The sequence below is a fragment of the Aeromicrobium terrae genome (assembly GCF_008039565.1).
In the GTDB taxonomy this organism is placed as follows: Bacteria; Actinomycetota; Actinomycetes; order Propionibacteriales; family Nocardioidaceae; genus Aeromicrobium; species Aeromicrobium terrae.
Window position 1 is genome coordinate 360,902 of the sequence record NZ_VDUX01000004.1, and the last position, 15,582, is coordinate 376,483.

Here is a 15,582-nt window from a genome sequence, read left to right on the forward strand (position 1 = left end):
AACGTGTTCCAGTTTTCTGGTCTACAGTCGGGACCATGCTCGACCTCCAGACCATCTCCGATCGCATCGAGATCGACGACCTGATCACGCGCTACACGCGCGCCGTCGACCAGCTCGACTGGGCGCTCTACGACACCGTCTTCACCCCGGACGCGACGATCGACTACACCGCGAGCGGCGGCATCGCCGGCACCCGCGACGAGGTGCGCGACTGGCTCGCCGCCACGCTGCCGATGTTCGCGCAGATGCAGCACTACGTGTGCCAGAAGGAGGTCACCCTCCACGGCGACACCGCCGAGCTCGTCGTCTACCTGATGAACCCGATGGCCATCGAGCAGCCCGACGGCAGCATGTGGCGGATGGAGATGGGCGGCCACTACCTGCACCAGCTCGTCCGCACCCCCGACGGCTGGAGGAGCCGCGAGCTCGTCGAGAAGATGGTCTGGGACCGCAAGGACTGACGCGACCTCTGCGATAGTGGCCGGCATGGCGATCAAGCTCGTCCAGCGCCTCCTGAGCCGGCAGCTGGGCAACCCGTCCGGGCTGCTCGGCGGAGTCGTCGCGAACCAGCTCAACGAGCGGAACGGCGCATCGATCACTGCCGCCGTGGACGCCCTGGGGTGCACCGGCGGTGAACGGGTCGCAGACATCGGGTTCGGTGGCGGGATCGGGCTCGGGCTGCTCCTGGACGCCGTCGGCGCCGACGGGCGGGTGCACGGCATCGAGCCTTCCCCCTCGATGGTCGCCCGGGCCAGGAAGACCTATGCGTCGCAGGTGGCCGGTGGTCAGCTCGTCCTGGCCGACGGAGCGATGGACTCGCTGCCCGTCGAGGACGGCGAGCTCGACGGCTGGATCAGCCTGAATACGATCTACTTCATCCCGAAGCTCGAGGAGGCCTTTGCGGAGGCGGCTCGGGTCCTCGCGCCGAGCGGGCGTGGCGTACTTGGCGTGGCGGACCCGGACTGGCTCGGCCGCCAGCCGTTCGCCGAGCACGGCTTCATTGTCCGCCCGCTCGACGAGGTGACCGGGATGCTCGAGGCCGCCGGTCTCGCGGTGGACGTGAAGACGCTTGCCAGGCCCGGGTCGGACGTGAGCTACAACCTGCTGATCTGCACGCGCGCGGGCTGATGTCGCACCGGGTCGTCCTCGGGCTGTGCGGCCCGCCGGGGTCCGGGAAGAGCACGCTCGCGGAGCGGATCGCCGCCCACCTGGGCGCGCACCTGTCCGTCGCGATCGTGCCGATGGACGGGTTCCACCTCCCGCAGGCGGTGCTGCGCGAGCGAGGGCTTCGCGACGTGATGGGGCGCATCGACACGTTCGACGCCGAGGGCTACCTCGAGGTGCTGCGCCGCCTGCGCGAGCCCGGCGTCACCGTGCGGGCGCCGGGGTTCGACCGGACGGTCGAGGAGCCGGTGCCCGACGCGATCGAGGTCCGGCCCGAAGTCGAGCTCGTGATCACCGAGGGCAACTACCTGCTCGACGACGCGCCGCCGTGGGACCAGGTGCGGTCGCTGCTCGACGACGTCTGGTGCGTCGACCTCGACGACGACGTCCGGCGCGAGCGGCTGCTCCGCCGGCACGTCGCGTTCGGGAAGACCGAGGACGAGGCTCGCGCGTGGATGGAGCGGGTGGACGAGCCGAACACCGACAGAGTCAGAGCGGGCTTCGACAAGCTCAACCGGCGGCGGCCATTCGCGTGACGGCCTCGTCGATGATCTCGGGCGTGGTGGCCAGGTTGAGCCGGGCGAACCCCTCGCCGCGACCGAAGTCCAGGCCCGACGTGAGGGCGACTCGGCCCTTCTCCAGGAAGGCAGCGGCTGGGTCGTCGCCAAGGCCGAGCTCGCGGCAGTCGAGCCACGCGAGGTAGGTGCCCGGCTCCGGGTTCCACCGCACCTGCGGCAGCCGGTCGGCCAGCGCCTTCTGCAGGAGGTCGCGGTTGTCGGCGAGGTCCGCGTGGAGGCCGTCGAGCCACTCGCGGCCGCCGTCGAGGGCCGCGACGCCGGCGATCACGCCGAAGTGATTGGGGCCGTGGCCGACGACGTACGGCAGCGACGCCAGCTCGTCCGTCGTGGCCGCGCCGCCCATCGCGACCGCGGCCTTCATGCCGGCGAGGTTCCACGCCTTCGACGCCGAGAACACCGAGTACGCGTCGTCGGAGCCGTCGACACTCAGGTACGGCACGAACTCGGGACCGGCGACCGGCGCGTGGATCTCGTCGACCACCACGCGGACGCGGTGCTCGGCCGCCAGCCGGGCCACGGCGGCCAGCTCGTCACGGGTGTGGACCACCGACGTGGGGTTCTGCGGGCTGCACAGCAGATAGGTGACACGGCGGCCACCGAACGCCGCCCGCTCGAATGCGGTGCCGAGGGCGTCGAGGTCGAGCCGGCCGTCGGGCCCCAGCGGCGCCTCGACGATCGAGCGACCCGCGTGCTGCACGAACCCGAAGAACGGCGGGTACACCGGCGGGTTCACCACGACCGGGTCGCCCGGGTCGGACACGAGCCGGATCATCTCGACGAGCCCGGTCATCACGTCGCCCACCAGGGCGGTGCGCTGCACGTCGAGGTCGTCCCAGCCCCAGCGGTCGGCCGCGAACCGCGCCAGCGCCTCGGCGTACACCGGTCCGTCCTGGGGATATCCGGTGTCGCCCAGCGCGACGGCCTCGGTCAACGCCTCCGTCACGGCGGGCGCCGGCCGGACATCCATCTCCGCGACCCAGAGCGGGAGCACGTCGGGGTCGTACGCCGTCCACTTCATGCTCGTGCGGCGGCGCAGGTCGTCCAGGGTCAGCTCACGCAGCGGGTGCATGCCGCCATCGTGTCACCGGTGCGAAGCGAAGAACTCCCGGAGCAGCGCCGAGGACTCCTCGGCCAGCACGCCGCTGACCACCTCGGGGCGGTGGTTGAGCCGACGGTCGCGGACGACGTCCCAGAGCGACCCGACGGCCCCGGCCTTGTCGTCGAACGGACCGAACACGAGCCGAGAGACGCGGGAAGCGACGACGGCACCGGCACACATCGTGCACGGCTCGAGCGTGACGACGAGGGTGCAGCCCTCGAGCCGCCACGACCCGAGCGCGGTCGCGGCCTCGCGGAGCGCGACGACCTCCGCATGGCCGGTCGGATCGGCGTCGCGCTCGCGGGTGTTGCGGCCGGTGCCGATGACCGTGCCGGCGGCGTCGACGACGACAGCACCGACGGGCACGTCGCCGTCGGCGGCGGCCGCGGCGGCGAGGTCGAGCGCCTGCCGCATCAGATCGGCATCAGTGGGGATGGCGATCACCGCACCAGCAGGTCGAACGCCTCGCCGAAGCCGAGCCTCGCCGCCACGTCGGACAGGATCTCGTCCGGGTACAGGTCGTCGTCGTCGCAGAGCACGCCGAGCTCGATGGCCGGCATGCCGAGGTCGCTCACGATGTCGAGGTCGCCGGCCGGCTGCGGGACGTCGTCGTCGTCCGGGTCCTCGACGTCGAGCAGGTCGGCGATTCCGCTGGCGAGCGGCCAGTCCAGGGCGGCCGTGACGTCGGACAGCAGCGCCCGAACCTCACCACCCGAGCGGCGCAGGATCACGAAGAAGTCGTCGTTCATCGACACCAGCCCGAGCACGCCCACGTCGGACGGGAAGCGGCCGAGCGCCTTGGTGAGGTCGTCGAGGTCCTCGGCGAGCGAAGGGCGCAGCTCGACCAGCTGCCACTCGCCCTCGTCGCGATAGGCGGCCACGGCGAAGTCGACGTCGTCCTCGGCCATGAGTTGATAGTGACAGAGGGATTTCTCGAGCCGCCACTATCGTGCAGGTCATGCACGTTCATGTCGCCGACCACCCGCTCATCTCGCACAAGCTGACCGTGCTGCGCGACGAGCGGACCGACTCCCCCACGTTCCGCCGCCTGGCCGACGAGCTCGTCACGCTGCTGGCGTACGAGGCGACGCGCGACGTGCGCGTCGATCCGGTGACGGTGCAGACCCCGGTGGCCGAGGCGCGAGGCGTGCGGCTGTCCACACCGCAGCCGCTCGTGGTGCCGATCCTGCGCGCGGGCCTCGGGATGCTCGAGGGCATGCAGCGCCTGCTGCCGACGGCCGAGGTGGGCTTCCTCGGCATGGTGCGCAACGAGGAGACGCTCGAGGCGACCACGTACGCCGAGCGCCTGCCCGACGACCTCGCACGTCGTCAGTGCTACGTGCTCGACCCCATGCTGGCGACCGGCGGCACCCTGTCCGCGGCCATCGAGTTCCTCGTCCAGCGCGGCGCCGACCACATCACCGCCGTCACGCTGCTCGCCGCCCCGGAGGGCATCGCCCGCGTCGAGGCGGACCTCGCCGACATCGGCGTCCCCGTCACCCTCGTCACCGCCGGCCTCGACGAGCGGCTCAACGACAAGGGCTACATCGTCCCCGGCCTCGGCGACGCCGGCGATCGCCTGTACGGCGTGGTCGGCTAAGTCCTTTCGTCAAGCTCAAGGACCGTGTGCCTGCTACCCGAGAACCGGTCGTTGAGCTTGTCGAAACGACGTCAGAGGGAGCGCAGGATGTCCTCGACGCGCTCCTTGGCGTCGCCGAACAGCATCTGGGTGTTCTCGCGGAAGAACAGCGGGTTCTGCACGCCCGCGTAGCCGGCGGCCATCGAGCGCTTGAAGACGATGACGTTCTTCGCCTCCCACACGCGGAGGACGGGCATGCCGGCGATCGGGCTGCCCGGGTCCTCGGCGGCGGCCGGGTTCACCGTGTCGTTGGCGCCGATGACGAGGACGACGTCGGTGTCGGCGAGGTCGTCGTTGATCTCGTCCATCTCGAGCACGATGTCGTAGGGCACCTTCGCCTCGGCGAGGAGCACGTTCATGTGGCCGGGCAGGCGGCCGGCGACCGGGTGGATGCCGAACCGGACGTCGACGCCCTTGGCGCGGAGCTTGGAGACGAGGTCGGCCACCGGGTACTGGGCCTGCGCGACGGCCATGCCGTAGCCGGGGGTGATGACGACGCTCGACGCGTCGCCGAGCAGCTCGGCCGCGCCCTCGGCGTCGACCTCGCGGTGCTCGCCGTAGTCGGTGTCGTCGTCGCCCGACGCCTCGATGCCGAAGCCGCCGGCGATGACGGAGATGAACGACCGGTTCATCGCCTGGCACATGATGTACGACAGGTACGCACCGGAGGAGCCGACGAGCGCGCCGGTGACGATCAGCAGGTCGTTGTTCAGCAGGAAGCCCGCGGCGGCCGCGGCCCAGCCGGAGTAGCTGTTCAGCATCGAGACGACGACCGGCATGTCGCCGCCGCCGATCGACGCGACCAGGTGCACGCCGAGCCCGAGCGACACGACCGTGACGAGCACCAGCAGCCACATGTGCGGCGACGCGACGTAGACGATCGTCAGCACCGCGAACGCGGCCAGCGCGCCGAGGTTGAGCAGGTTCTTGCCGGGCAGCACGAGCGGCGCCGACTTCATCCGCGCCGACAGCTTCAGGAACGCGATGATCGAGCCGGTGAACGTGACGCCACCGATGAAGACGCCGATGAACACCTCGGCGCTGTGGATCCGCTCCAGCGACTCCAGCGCGTAGTGGGGGTGCTCGAGGTGGCCGTTCCAGCCCACGAGCACGGCCGCGAGACCGACGAAGCTGTGGAACAGCGCGATCAGCTCGGGCATGCCGGTCATCTCGACGGTTCTCGCCCGGGCCAGGCCGATGGCGGCGCCGATCACGACGGCGATCACCAGCAGCACGACGCCGATCGCCTCGGCGTCCTGCACGGCCAGGATGACCGTCGCGACCAGCGCGATGGTCATGCCGACGATGCCGTAGAGGACGCCGTTGCGCGACGACTCGTGGCGTGACAGGCCGGCCAGGCTCATCACGAACAGCAGGATCGCGACGATGTAGGCCGCCTGCGCGACGGACTCTGCACTCATGGCCCTCAGCCCTTCGAGAACATGCTGAGCATGCGTCGGGTCACGGCGAAGCCGCCGAAGATGTTGATGCTCGCGAGCAGGATCGCCACGAACGAGAGGATGCGCGTCGCCGGGTCGTCGCCCACGACCTGCAGGACCGCGCCGACGACGATGATCCCGGAGATCGCGTTCGTCACCGACATCAGCGGTGTGTGCAGCGCGTGGTGCACGTTGCCGATCACGTAGTAGCCGATGATCACCGCGAGCACGAGCACGGTGAAGTGCTGCGGCAGCGGGTCCGGCGCGTACGCGTTGATCAGGAACAGCGCGAGCACGCCGATGCCGATCAGCGTGAAACGGCGCTCCTGGGTCATCGGCTGCTTCTCGACGACCGGCTCCTTCTCCTTCACCGCCGGCATCGGCTTGGTGGGGGCGGCGGAGACGCTGACCGGTGGCGGGGGCCACAGGTTCTCGCCCTCGCGGACGACGGTCATGCCGCGCTGCACCACGTCCTCGAGGTCGAGCACGACCTGCCCGTCCTTCTCCGGCGTGAGCAGCTTCATCAGGTTGACGACGTTGGTGCCGTACAGCTGCGACGCGACGGTGGGCAGCCGGCCGGCGAGGTCCGTGTAGCCGATGATCGTGACGTCGTTGTCGGTGACCACGACCTCACCGGGCTTGGAGCCCTCGACGTTCCCGCCCTGCGCGGCCGCCATGTCGACGATCACGCTGCCGGGCTTCATGCTCGCCACGTCGGCGGCCGTGACCAGGCGCGGCGCCGGCTTTCCGGGGATCAGCGCGGTGGTGATGATGATGTCGACCTCGGCGGCCTGCTCGGAGTAGATCTCCGCGGCCCGCCGGTTGTACTCGTCGGTGGTCTCCTTGGCGTAGCCGTCGCTGCCCATCTCGGACTCGACGTCCACCTCGATGAACTCGCCGCCGATCGACTTCACCTGGTCGGCGACCTCCGGACGCGGGTCCATCGCGCGGACGACGGCACCGAGGCTGCTGGCCGCGCCGATCGCGGCCAGTCCGGCGACGCCGGCGCCAGCCACCAGGACCGTCGCGGGCGGCACCTTGCCCGCCGCGGTGACCTGGCCGGTGAAGAACCGGCCGAACGTGTGGGCGGCCTCGACGACCGCGCGGTAGCCGGCGATGTTCGCCATCGAGCTGAGGACGTCGAGCGACTGGGCGCGCGAGATGCGCGGCACCGCGTCCATCGCGAGCACAGTGATGGGCTTGGCGGCCAGCTCGTCGACCAGGTCCGGGTTCAGGCCCGGCGCCAGCATGCTGATCAGGTAGGAGCCGTCGGCCAGCCGGCCGATCTCCTCCGACGTGGGCGCGTTGATCTTCAGGACGATGTCGCGGCCCCACACCTCGTCGGCGGACGCGACGGTGGCGCCGGCCTCGGCGTAGCCCTCGTCGAGGAAGCTCGCCTTCTCGCCCGCGCCCGACTCGACGGCCACGTCGTAGCCCAGGTCGATCAGCTTGGCGACCGTCGCGGGGGTGGCTGCGACTCTCGTCTCCCCGGGCGTCGACTCCGCCACGACTCCGATCTTCACCCGGCGCACACTAGCGTCATGCACCCGAGGTGACCACCTGATGAGACTGGTGTCTCACCAGGTGGCGACGGCCTCAGTGGTTCCGCAAGGTGTCGATGAGCTCGTCCTTGTTCATGTCGGAGTAGCCCTCGATGCCGAGCTCCTTGGCACGGTCCTGAAGCTCGTCGACGGTGCGGTCCTCGTAGTCCTTGGCCTCACCACCCTTGCGGCCGACCTCGGACTCGCCCTCGTTGGCGGCGGCGTTGGAGATGCGTGCGGCCTTCTCCTTGGACGCGCCCTCGTCGCGCAGGTCCTCGTACATGTCGGGCTTCTTCAGGCTGCTGTTCTTGTCACCGGGCATCGTGGTCCTCCTCCTCGTCTGCGTCGGGTTGCGGCAGCTCGACGACGTCGTCCTCCGCATCGGCACCCGCGGCGAACCTCGGCTCGTCCGCGGGCTCGTGCTCGGGATCGGGTGCTGCGATCGGTTCCTCCGGCGTGCTGGTCACGGGCTTCTCCTCTACGGTCCAGATGTATGACGTTCCCCCGTGGACGGACGTCATGCATCGACGGTTGGAATAGTTGCGTCGGGGTACTACCTGCCCGACCCGACAGGAGGCCCGATGCGTGCTGCACTCGTGGTGGCGCTGGTCGTCGGCCTCGCCGCGTGCGGGATCACCACACCCCCGCTGGAGCGGGCCGCGGGGGACGCGACGTCCGCCACCGGCTCCGCCGCGCTCGCCCTGCGCGGCCTCGACGACGGTGACCTGACGTCCGCCGTCGCGGAGACGACCATCGAGGACGCGGTCACCACGGCGTCCAAGGCGGCCAGGGAGGTCGCGGCCTACCCGGCGAAGAACACCCGGGAGAAGCAGCTGCAGGAGCAGGCGGTCGCCGCCATCGCAGACGCGGTGAAGGACCTGCACCGGGCCCGCGACGGCGTCAGGCAGCCGGCACAGCGCGCGAGCCTGGTCGACCGGCTCACCGCTGACCGCGACCGCCTCGACGAGCTCACGACCAAGGCCGGGTCGCTCTGATGAAGAAGTACCTCGCCGTCGCGCTCGGCATCCTCACCGCCATCGGCGGGTTCGTCGACATCGGCGACCTGGTCACCAACGCCGTCGTCGGCGCGCGGTTCGGGCTCTCGCTGGCGTGGGTGGTCGTCGTCGGCGTGATCGGCATCGTGCTGTACGCGTACATGGCGGGCAAGGTCGTCGCGCTCAGCGGGCGGGCGACGTTCGAGATCATCCGCGAGCGCCTCGGCGCCAGGGCCGCCCTGATGAACCTCGGGGCGTCCTTCCTGATGACGCTGCTGACCCTCACGGCGGAGATCGGCGGCATCGCCCTGACGCTCCAGCTGCTCACCGGCATCGTGCCGCTCGCCTGGATCGTGGTGGCGACGCTCGCGGTCTGGCTGGTGATCTGGCTGGTCAAGTTCACCTGGATGGAGAACGCCGCCGGTCTCCTCGGCCTGACACTCATCGTCTTCGTCGTGTCGTTCTTCGTGCTGGGCCCCGACTGGGGCGACACGGTCGACCAGATCACCCAGCAGTACCCGCACCCCGGCGAGCACCCGCTCACGTACTGGTTCTACGTCGTGGCCCTGTTCGGCGCCGCCATGACGCCGTACGAGGTGTTCTTCTTCTCCTCCGGCGCCGTCGAGGAGCGCTGGGGACGTCAGGACCTCATGCTCGCCCGGCTCAACGTCGGGATCGGCTTCCCGCTCGGCGGCTTGCTGTCACTGGGCATCGCCGGCAGCGCCTTCCTCGTCTGGTCGCCGGAGAAGGTCGACGTCTCGAGCCTGTCGCAGGTGGTCCTGCCGGTCGGCGAGGCGCTCGGCACGATCGGGTTGGCGCTCGTGCTGATCGGCGTGCTGGCGGCCACCATGGGCGCAGCGCTGGAGACGGCGCTCTCCTGCGGCTACACGCTGGCCCAGTACGCGGGCTGGCCGTGGGGCAAGTGGCACCGGCCGGCGAAGGCGCCGCAGTTCCACGTGACGATCATCGTGTGCCTGCTGATCGCGTGCGGCGTGCTGGCCACCGGGGTCGACCCGATCATGGTGACCGAGTTCTCGGTCGTCTTCAGCGCGGTGGCCCTGCCGCTCACCTACGCGCCGATCCTCGTCGTGGCCAACGACCCCGAGTACGTCGGCGAGGAGACCAACGGACCGGTGCTGAACGCCCTGGCGCTCGTGTACCTCGTGATCATCGTGGTGGCCGCGGTCGCCGCCATCCCTCTGATGGTTCTGACAGGACTCGGCTCATGACCAGACTTCCCCCGCACCCGGCGAAGGACGGCAAGGTGCTCGACGCGAACGTGCACCTGCTCGACCGGCTCGTGGTCGACCGGAACGACGAGCCGGTGTCCGTCGTGAGCGACCTCGAGCTCGAGAGCGAGGACGGCGGGCGCCCCCGCATCGCCAACCTCGTGCTCGGCTCGGCGATCGTGTCCCGGTTCCTGGGGGGCCACCCGCCGAAGCACCACCTCGACCGGATGGCGTGGCGGAAGGTCGCGGCGCTCGACACCGTCGTGCACCTCAGGGTCGACCGCTCCGAGCTCGACGTGATCTGGTTCGAGCGCTGGTTGCGCCGCCACGTGATCGGCCGGATCCCCGGAGGTCGCCGTGATCCTGAGTGACCTGATGGCCCGCGAGGTGCGGTGCGGCGACGAGCGGCTCGGCCACGTGATCGACGCGCGGTTCGTCGTGCGCGGCGCGGTCGAGGGCTCGCTCGCCGAGGCTCAGCTCGTCGGCCTCGTCGTCGGGCCGAAGCGGCGGATGAGCGTCCTGGGCTACGAGCGCGCCGAGCAGGACCGGCCCGCCCTGCTCAACTGGTTCTTCGGCCGGCGGCAACGCGAGAGCTTCCTGGTCGACTGGGACGACGTCGCGTCGGTGGACGGCGACGCCGTCGAGCTGCGCGAGGGGTTCACGCGCTGGTCGTCACGACTCCGTTGAGCGCGGCCTGCGGAGCACCCAGGCGGGCAGGACGAGCCAGACCAGCGTGGTGAGTCCGGCAAGCACGGCGGCCGCGACGGATGCGGCCGTGGAGCTGAGCACCGTGTCCACGATGAGCCAGACCGCGCCGACGTTGGCCACGGCAAGCAGGACCAGGCCAGCACGCGAGAGCTTGTGTGCGGCATCGACGAGGAACGGCCGCTGGCCGCGGTGGAACAGCGCCCGGTGCAACGCGACCGGGCTGAGGAGGAGCAGCGTCGCACTGATGGCGGAGAGCAGGACCGCGACGTAGACGTCGTGGCGCGACTCCGGCAGGTCTTCGAAGTTCGGCGAGAACGGCAGGGTCAGCAGGAAGCCGCTGAGGATCTGCACGCCGGTCTGCGCGACGCGCAGCTCCTGGAGCAGCTCGTTCCAGTTGCGGTCGAGCCCCTTGTCGCGTGCGTGCTCCTCCATCCTTCGAACCTACGTCGCTCCACGCCCGAGCGGGAACGTCGCGACGGTCTCGTAGCGCGGGCGGCGGCGCGGACCCTCCCCGAGGTGGCTCGCGACGAGCGCGACCTCGTCGAGCGCCCAAGACGGGCCGCGGTAGGCGTCGAGCAGTCGAACCCACGGCGTCGTCTCGACCGGCCGGCCCATGCGGGCGACGGTGACGTGGCGGCGGAACCGCCGGCCGTCGACCTCGATGCCGGACGTGCTCGCAGCCGTGCGGGCGCCCGACGCCAGACGGTCGAGCTCCGCCGGGTCGTCGACGTCGACGCCGGCCCAGAGCACCTTCGCCCGCGCGACGTTCGGGAACGCGCCGCCGCCGGTGATCGTCGCGGTCGTCGGGCGCCGCTTCTGCGCGGCCCGCTCGAGCCGGTCGACGAGCCCGTCGAGCTTGTGGTCCGCGACGTCGGCCATGAAGGCGAGGGTCAGGTGGAGCTGGTCGGCCTGCGTCCAGCGGAACGGGCCGGCCTCGCGCCGGACCTCGAGGAACGCGTCGAGGTCCTCGATCACCTCGGCCGGCGGGACGACGGCGGCGAACATCCTCACCCCATCAGTGTGCGGGCAGGATGGAGGCATGGAGATCTGGATGAACCCGTCGTGCTCGAAGTGCCGGTCCGCGAAGGCCGACCTCGACGCCGCCGGCGTGCAGTACACCGAGCGGCGCTACCTCGACGAGCCGCCGACGCCGGCCGAGCTCTCCGAGGTGCTCGACCGCCTCGGCCTCGAGCCCTGGGACATCGCCCGCCCCAAGGAGACTCGCGAGGCCGGCATCGACCACCCGAAGGACGCCGAGCACCGCGACGCCTGGATCGCCGCGCTGATCGAGAACCCGCGCGCCATCCAGCGGCCGATCATCACCGCCGACGACGGCAGCGCCTACGTCGCCCGCGACCCCGAGACCGTGCAGCAGGCGATCGGTCGGGCGTAGTCGACTGTCACCAGGCTCGCCGGACGGACGCCAGCCCCAGTGCCCCGGCGGCGAGGCAGGCGACCGCGACCACCGCGGTGAACCACGGGAAGACCGACTCGAGGCTCCACTGCGTCGCGGCCCAGCCCGCCCCGATCGTCGGCACGGCCATGGCGCCGTAGGCGAGCAGGTAGAACGCCGACATCACCTCGCCGCGGTGTCCGGCGGGCACGACGCTGCCCAGGTGACGCAACGAGCCGCCCATCGCAAGCCCGAACGTGAGGCCCATCAGGACCGCCGCGGCGACGACGAGGCCGGCCGAGCGGCTGTCGAGGGCGAACAGGCTTAGCACCAGAGCGAGGGCCGTGCCGAAGTCGCCCGCGACCGCCGCGCGCCGCGCTGCGAGCCGGCCGCCGAAGGCCTGGCCGAACGCGCCCGCGCCCGCCATGGCCGTCACGACCAGGCCGCCGAACACCAGGCTGTGGATGCCGGTCGAGACGCCCGCGAAGGCTGGGAACAGCGACAGGTAGACGCCGAGCACCGACCACGCCGCCATCACGCCGAGGACGGCGAACCGGAAGTCGGCCCGGATCTCGGCGGGCACCCTTGGCCGGGCGATCCGCACGGGCTGGGTCGAGCGGTCCCGGTGCGTCTCCGGCATCGGCAGCAGCGCGGCGAGCAGGAGCACGACCACCAGCGTGACGATCGCGTACGGCGTCACCAGCGGGTCGGGGGCGAACTGCGCCAGCAGCGAGGCGGACAGGATGGTCACCGCCATGCCCACGTTGATCGTGATGCCGGTCAGGTGCCCGGTCCGCGCACCGTCGTCCGGGCGGAGGTCGAGCATCGCGGCGGTCGCCACGACCACGACCGTGCCGACGGCGGCCCCGTGCAGCGCGCGGGCGACGTAGAGAGCGGTCACGTCGCGGGCGAGCATGAAGACCACCAGCCCGACGACCATCGCGACCACCGCGCCGAGCAGGAGCGGCTTGCGGCCGTAGCGGTCGGACACGACGCCAGATACGAGCACCGCGACCAGGGCGCCGAAGGCGTAGACCGCGAAGACGAGCGTCGTGGTGATCGGGGTGAGGCGCCATTGCTCCTCGTAGATGCCGTACAGGGGCGCCGGTGCGCCGGAGACGCCCAGCGAGACCGCCAGCAGGAGCATCAGCAGCGGGTAGGCCGGGAGTTGCCGGCCGAGGCCGAGCCGGGTGTCGATCGTGGTGGTCATGCTTCTCCTGCGTGCTAGGTTCGATGTAGATCGAACAGGTCAACACTCAGGACAAGTTCGATGAACATCGAACTTATTCCCATCCTCCGACAGGAGATTTCTCGTGACCACGGAGACGTCCGGCACCGCCCCGGTGGCGCCTCTTCCCGACGTCCTGGACGCGTTGTCCGACCCGGTCCGGCTCGAGATGGTCCGCCGGCTCGCTGCCGAGGGCGGACCGGTCGCGTGCTCCCGGCTCTACGACGGCATCGGCAAGTCGACCGCCAGCCACCACTTCAAGACCCTGCGCGAGGCGGGCATCATCGAGCGGAGCTCCCGCGACGGGCAGACGTTCCAGCGCCTCCGTGTCGACGAGGTTGAGGAGGCCCTGCCGGGCGTGCTCACCGCCATCGTCGCGGCAGCCCGCCGGTAACGACTAGACCAGCCCGAGGTCGATCAGGCTCTCCGCGGTGGCGACGATCGCGTCCTCCCGCGACCGCGGCTCCCAGCCGAGCACCTCGCGTGCCTTCGCGTTCGACACACGCTTGGCCTTGTTGAGCTCGGGCACGACGAGCTTGAGCGTCGGGTCGAAGATCGAGGCGACGCGCACCAGGAACGCCGGGACGCGCCGCGTCGGCACCCTCTTCGCCCGCTCGCCGAGGCGCTCCCGCAAGACTGACGCCATGTCGGCGGTGCTCATGGGTTCGCCCGCGACCGCCAGGAAGCGCTCGCCCGCCGCGGCCGGGTCCGTCATGGCCCGCACGTGCAGGTCGGCGACGTCCCGCACGTCCACCACCGAGTACGACAGCGGCGGAAGACCGGGCACCTTCCCGGTCATCAGCCGGGACACCAGCTCGACCGAGGTCGAGTAGTCCGGTGCGAGCACCGGCCCGTACACGCCCACCGGGTTGACGGTGGCCAGCTCGGGCCCGCCGGCCGCGACGAAGTCCCAGGCGGCGCGCTCGGCCAGGGTCTTCGACCGCGTGTAGGCGCCGACGTCGGCCGTCGCGTCCGTCCAGTCGTCCTCGGTGAACGGCGTCGACCGCGGCTCGTGGCCGTAGCCGACGGCCGCGAACGAGGAGGTGAGCACGACGCGTCGGACGCCGGCTTCCCGGGCGGCACGGAGGACCCGCAGCGCCCCGTCACGCGCCGGCACGATCAGCTCGTCCTCGTCCTTCGGGACGCCGAGCGGGAACGGGGACGCGACGTGCAGCACGTACTGGCACCCGGCGACCGCCTCCGGCCAGCCGTCGTCGGACGTGAGGTCGGCGACGGCGAAGGTGACGTCGGCGTCGGCGGGGGCGCCACCCCGCGCCAGCATCGCTCGGACGTCGTCCTCGCGGCCGGCGGACCGGACGGTGGTCCGCACCCGGTAGCCGTCCTCCAGCAGCCGCAGGATGCAGTGCACCCCGACGAACCCGGAACCCCCCGTGACCAGAACCGTCTCGTCGCGCACGCCTGGCTCCTTCGCCTCAGCCCCGAGAGGCTCCATCGTGGCGCATCAGTAGTACCAGGGGTAGTCCGACCAGTCCGGGTCGCGCTTCTCGAGGAACGCGTCGCGGCCCTCCTGGGCCTCGTCGGTCATGTAGGCGAGGCGGGTGGTCTCGCCGAGCAGCACCTGCTGTCCGACGAGCCCGTCGTCGATCAGGTTGAAGGAGTACTTGAGCATCCGCTGGGCCGTGGGGCTCTTGGCGTTGATCATCGCGCCCCACTCCAGGGCGACGCGCTCGAGGTCGGCGTGCGGGACCACCTTGTTGACCATGCCCATCCGGTGGGCGTCGTCGGCGGTGTACTCGTCGCCGAGGAAGAAGATCTCGCGGGCGAACTTCTGGCCCACCTGGCGGGCGAGGTAGGCCGAGCCGAAGCCGCCGTCGAAGCTGCCGACGTCGGCGTCGGTCTGCTTGAAGCGGGCGTGTTCGGCGGAGGCGAGGGTGAGATCAGCGACGACGTGCAGGCTGTGCCCGCCACCGGCCGCCCAGCCGGGCACCACGCAGATGACGACCTTCGGCATGAACCGGATCAGCCGCTGGCACTCCAGGATGTGCAGGCGCCCGAGCTTGGCCGGGTCGACCGTGTCGGCAGTGTCGCCGTCCGCGTACTGGTAGCCGGCCTTGCCGCGGATCCGCTGGTCGCCGCCGGAGCAGAACGCCCAGCCGCCGTCCTTGGGGCTCGGGCCGTTGCCGGTGAGCAGGACGCAGCCGACGTCGGACGACGTGCGCGCGTGCTCGAGCACGGCGAGCAGCTCGTCGACGGTGCCGGGGCGGAACGCGTTGCGGACCTCGGGCCGGTCGAACGCGATGCGGACCGTGCCGTGCTCCACCGCGCGGTGGTAGGTGAGGTCCTGCAGGTTCTCGAATCCCGGCACCGGCTGCCAGGCCGACGCGTCGAAGATCTCGCTGACGTTCTCGAGCGCACTCACCCGGCGAGGTTAGCGCGGTGGTTGGTTTACCAGGTTCAGTAGGCAAACTGACGCCGACCGCGCACGCCCCACGGCAAGCTGCCACATCTCACGGCAGATCTGCCCTGAGATGTGCGAGTTTGCCCACTGAACCTGGTAAACCTCACACCGTCGCCGATGACACTCCCAGATACCGGCGGTATGTTGACT

At 70.7% G+C, this 15,582-nt stretch carries 22 protein-coding genes; 10 read left to right on the top strand and 12 right to left on the bottom strand.

Annotation, left to right across the window (positions count from 1 at the left end; translation table 11 throughout):
* Positions 1 to 35: 35 nt before the first annotated feature.
* The 3 genes from FHP06_RS10810 to FHP06_RS10820 are packed head-to-tail and all read left to right on the top strand — an operon-like array spanning position 36 to position 1,700.
* Positions 36 to 461 (top strand): nuclear transport factor 2 family protein, encoded by a 426-nt coding sequence (locus tag FHP06_RS10810; RefSeq protein WP_147686600.1) that lies wholly within the window; start codon positions 36 to 38, stop codon positions 459 to 461.
* Positions 462 to 486: 25 nt separating this feature from the next.
* The gene (locus FHP06_RS10815) at positions 487 to 1,128 is read left to right on the top strand and encodes a methyltransferase domain-containing protein (protein ID WP_147686602.1); all 642 of its coding nucleotides are present in this window, start codon (positions 487 to 489) and stop codon (positions 1,126 to 1,128) included.
* Positions 1,128 to 1,700, top strand: coding sequence for a nucleoside/nucleotide kinase family protein (locus FHP06_RS10820; RefSeq protein WP_147686604.1), 573 nt, complete (start codon positions 1,128 to 1,130; stop codon positions 1,698 to 1,700). The genes FHP06_RS10815 and FHP06_RS10820 overlap by 1 nt, the downstream gene beginning before the upstream one ends.
* On the opposite strand, the gene FHP06_RS10825 is transcribed toward FHP06_RS10820, so the two are convergent.
* The 3 genes from FHP06_RS10825 to FHP06_RS10835 are packed head-to-tail and all read right to left on the bottom strand — an operon-like array spanning position 1,675 to position 3,749.
* On the bottom strand, positions 1,675 to 2,811 hold the full coding sequence (locus tag FHP06_RS10825) for a MalY/PatB family protein (protein WP_147686606.1): 1,137 nt from the start codon (positions 2,809 to 2,811) through the stop codon (positions 1,675 to 1,677). The two genes, FHP06_RS10820 and FHP06_RS10825, sit on opposite strands and share 26 nt — an antisense overlap.
* 12 nt (positions 2,812 to 2,823) lie before the next feature.
* Positions 2,824 to 3,255, bottom strand: coding sequence for a tRNA adenosine(34) deaminase TadA (tadA, locus tag FHP06_RS10830; protein WP_147686728.1), 432 nt, complete (start codon positions 3,253 to 3,255; stop codon positions 2,824 to 2,826).
* Positions 3,256 to 3,281: 26 nt separating this feature from the next.
* On the bottom strand, positions 3,282 to 3,749 hold the full coding sequence (locus FHP06_RS10835; protein ID WP_147686608.1) for a tRNA adenosine deaminase-associated protein: 468 nt from the start codon (positions 3,747 to 3,749) through the stop codon (positions 3,282 to 3,284).
* A gap of 50 nt (positions 3,750 to 3,799) precedes the next feature.
* Between FHP06_RS10835 and upp the strand changes: the two genes are divergently transcribed.
* Positions 3,800 to 4,441, top strand: coding sequence for a uracil phosphoribosyltransferase (gene upp / locus FHP06_RS10840; RefSeq protein WP_147686610.1), 642 nt, complete (start codon positions 3,800 to 3,802; stop codon positions 4,439 to 4,441).
* 71 nt (positions 4,442 to 4,512) lie between these two features.
* Here upp and pntB read toward each other — a convergent pair whose 3' ends face one another.
* The 4 genes from pntB to FHP06_RS16030 form a co-directional block, all read right to left on the bottom strand.
* Positions 4,513 to 5,901: a Re/Si-specific NAD(P)(+) transhydrogenase subunit beta gene (gene pntB / locus FHP06_RS10845; RefSeq protein WP_147686612.1), complete on the bottom strand. Its 1,389-nt coding sequence runs from the start codon at positions 5,899 to 5,901 to the stop codon at positions 4,513 to 4,515.
* A gap of 5 nt (positions 5,902 to 5,906) precedes the next feature.
* Complete coding sequence (locus FHP06_RS10850) at positions 5,907 to 7,442, bottom strand: Re/Si-specific NAD(P)(+) transhydrogenase subunit alpha (protein ID WP_147686614.1); 1,536 nt, start codon at positions 7,440 to 7,442, stop codon at positions 5,907 to 5,909.
* A gap of 73 nt (positions 7,443 to 7,515) precedes the next feature.
* Positions 7,516 to 7,782, bottom strand: coding sequence for a DUF7218 family protein (locus FHP06_RS10855; protein ID WP_147686616.1), 267 nt, complete (start codon positions 7,780 to 7,782; stop codon positions 7,516 to 7,518).
* A complete protein-coding gene (locus FHP06_RS16030; RefSeq protein WP_187271897.1) occupies positions 7,772 to 7,927 on the bottom strand; it encodes a hypothetical protein in 156 nt (51 codons plus the stop codon). The genes FHP06_RS10855 and FHP06_RS16030 overlap by 11 nt, the downstream gene beginning before the upstream one ends.
* A 114-nt stretch (positions 7,928 to 8,041) precedes the next feature.
* Here FHP06_RS16030 and FHP06_RS10860 point away from each other — a divergent pair, with 114 nt between their 5' ends.
* The 4 genes from FHP06_RS10860 to FHP06_RS10875 are packed head-to-tail and all read left to right on the top strand — an operon-like array spanning position 8,042 to position 10,371.
* Positions 8,042 to 8,455, top strand: coding sequence for a hypothetical protein (locus tag FHP06_RS10860; protein ID WP_147686618.1), 414 nt, complete (start codon positions 8,042 to 8,044; stop codon positions 8,453 to 8,455).
* The gene (locus tag FHP06_RS10865; RefSeq protein WP_147686620.1) at positions 8,455 to 9,684 is read left to right on the top strand and encodes an NRAMP family divalent metal transporter; all 1,230 of its coding nucleotides are present in this window, start codon (positions 8,455 to 8,457) and stop codon (positions 9,682 to 9,684) included. Before FHP06_RS10860 ends, FHP06_RS10865 begins: the two co-directional genes overlap by 1 nt.
* Complete coding sequence (locus tag FHP06_RS10870) at positions 9,681 to 10,055, top strand: hypothetical protein (protein ID WP_147686622.1); 375 nt, start codon at positions 9,681 to 9,683, stop codon at positions 10,053 to 10,055. The genes FHP06_RS10865 and FHP06_RS10870 overlap by 4 nt, the downstream gene beginning before the upstream one ends.
* Positions 10,042 to 10,371 carry a hypothetical protein gene (locus FHP06_RS10875; RefSeq protein ID WP_222706446.1) on the top strand — a complete coding sequence of 110 codons (330 nt, stop codon included), beginning with the start codon at positions 10,042 to 10,044 and terminating at the stop codon, positions 10,369 to 10,371. Before FHP06_RS10870 ends, FHP06_RS10875 begins: the two co-directional genes overlap by 14 nt.
* Here the strand turns inward: FHP06_RS10875 and FHP06_RS10880 are convergent.
* Positions 10,357 to 10,824 (bottom strand): DUF6328 family protein, encoded by a 468-nt coding sequence (locus tag FHP06_RS10880; RefSeq protein ID WP_147686624.1) that lies wholly within the window; start codon positions 10,822 to 10,824, stop codon positions 10,357 to 10,359. The two genes, FHP06_RS10875 and FHP06_RS10880, sit on opposite strands and share 15 nt — an antisense overlap.
* Positions 10,825 to 10,833: 9 nt before the next feature.
* Positions 10,834 to 11,397, bottom strand: coding sequence for an RNA 2',3'-cyclic phosphodiesterase (thpR, locus tag FHP06_RS10885; protein ID WP_230973485.1), 564 nt, complete (start codon positions 11,395 to 11,397; stop codon positions 10,834 to 10,836).
* A gap of 34 nt (positions 11,398 to 11,431) precedes the next feature.
* On the opposite strand from thpR, the gene FHP06_RS10890 reads away from it, so the two are divergent.
* The gene (locus tag FHP06_RS10890; RefSeq protein WP_147686628.1) at positions 11,432 to 11,785 is read left to right on the top strand and encodes an arsenate reductase family protein; all 354 of its coding nucleotides are present in this window, start codon (positions 11,432 to 11,434) and stop codon (positions 11,783 to 11,785) included.
* A 7-nt stretch (positions 11,786 to 11,792) separates the two neighbouring features.
* Here the strand turns inward: FHP06_RS10890 and FHP06_RS10895 are convergent, their stop codons facing one another.
* Positions 11,793 to 12,995: an MFS transporter gene (locus FHP06_RS10895; protein WP_147686630.1), complete on the bottom strand. Its 1,203-nt coding sequence runs from the start codon at positions 12,993 to 12,995 to the stop codon at positions 11,793 to 11,795.
* 103 nt (positions 12,996 to 13,098) lie between these two features.
* Here FHP06_RS10895 and FHP06_RS10900 point away from each other — a divergent pair, with 103 nt between their 5' ends.
* Positions 13,099 to 13,407: an ArsR/SmtB family transcription factor gene (locus tag FHP06_RS10900; protein WP_222706447.1), complete on the top strand. Its 309-nt coding sequence runs from the start codon at positions 13,099 to 13,101 to the stop codon at positions 13,405 to 13,407.
* Between the two features lie 3 nt (positions 13,408 to 13,410).
* Here the strand turns inward: FHP06_RS10900 and FHP06_RS10905 are convergent, their stop codons facing one another.
* On the bottom strand, positions 13,411 to 14,430 hold the full coding sequence (locus tag FHP06_RS10905; RefSeq protein WP_187271898.1) for an SDR family oxidoreductase: 1,020 nt from the start codon (positions 14,428 to 14,430) through the stop codon (positions 13,411 to 13,413).
* A gap of 45 nt (positions 14,431 to 14,475) precedes the next feature.
* Positions 14,476 to 15,393, bottom strand: coding sequence for a 1,4-dihydroxy-2-naphthoyl-CoA synthase (locus FHP06_RS10910; protein ID WP_147686634.1), 918 nt, complete (start codon positions 15,391 to 15,393; stop codon positions 14,476 to 14,478).
* Between the last annotated feature and the right edge of the window lie 189 nt (positions 15,394 to 15,582).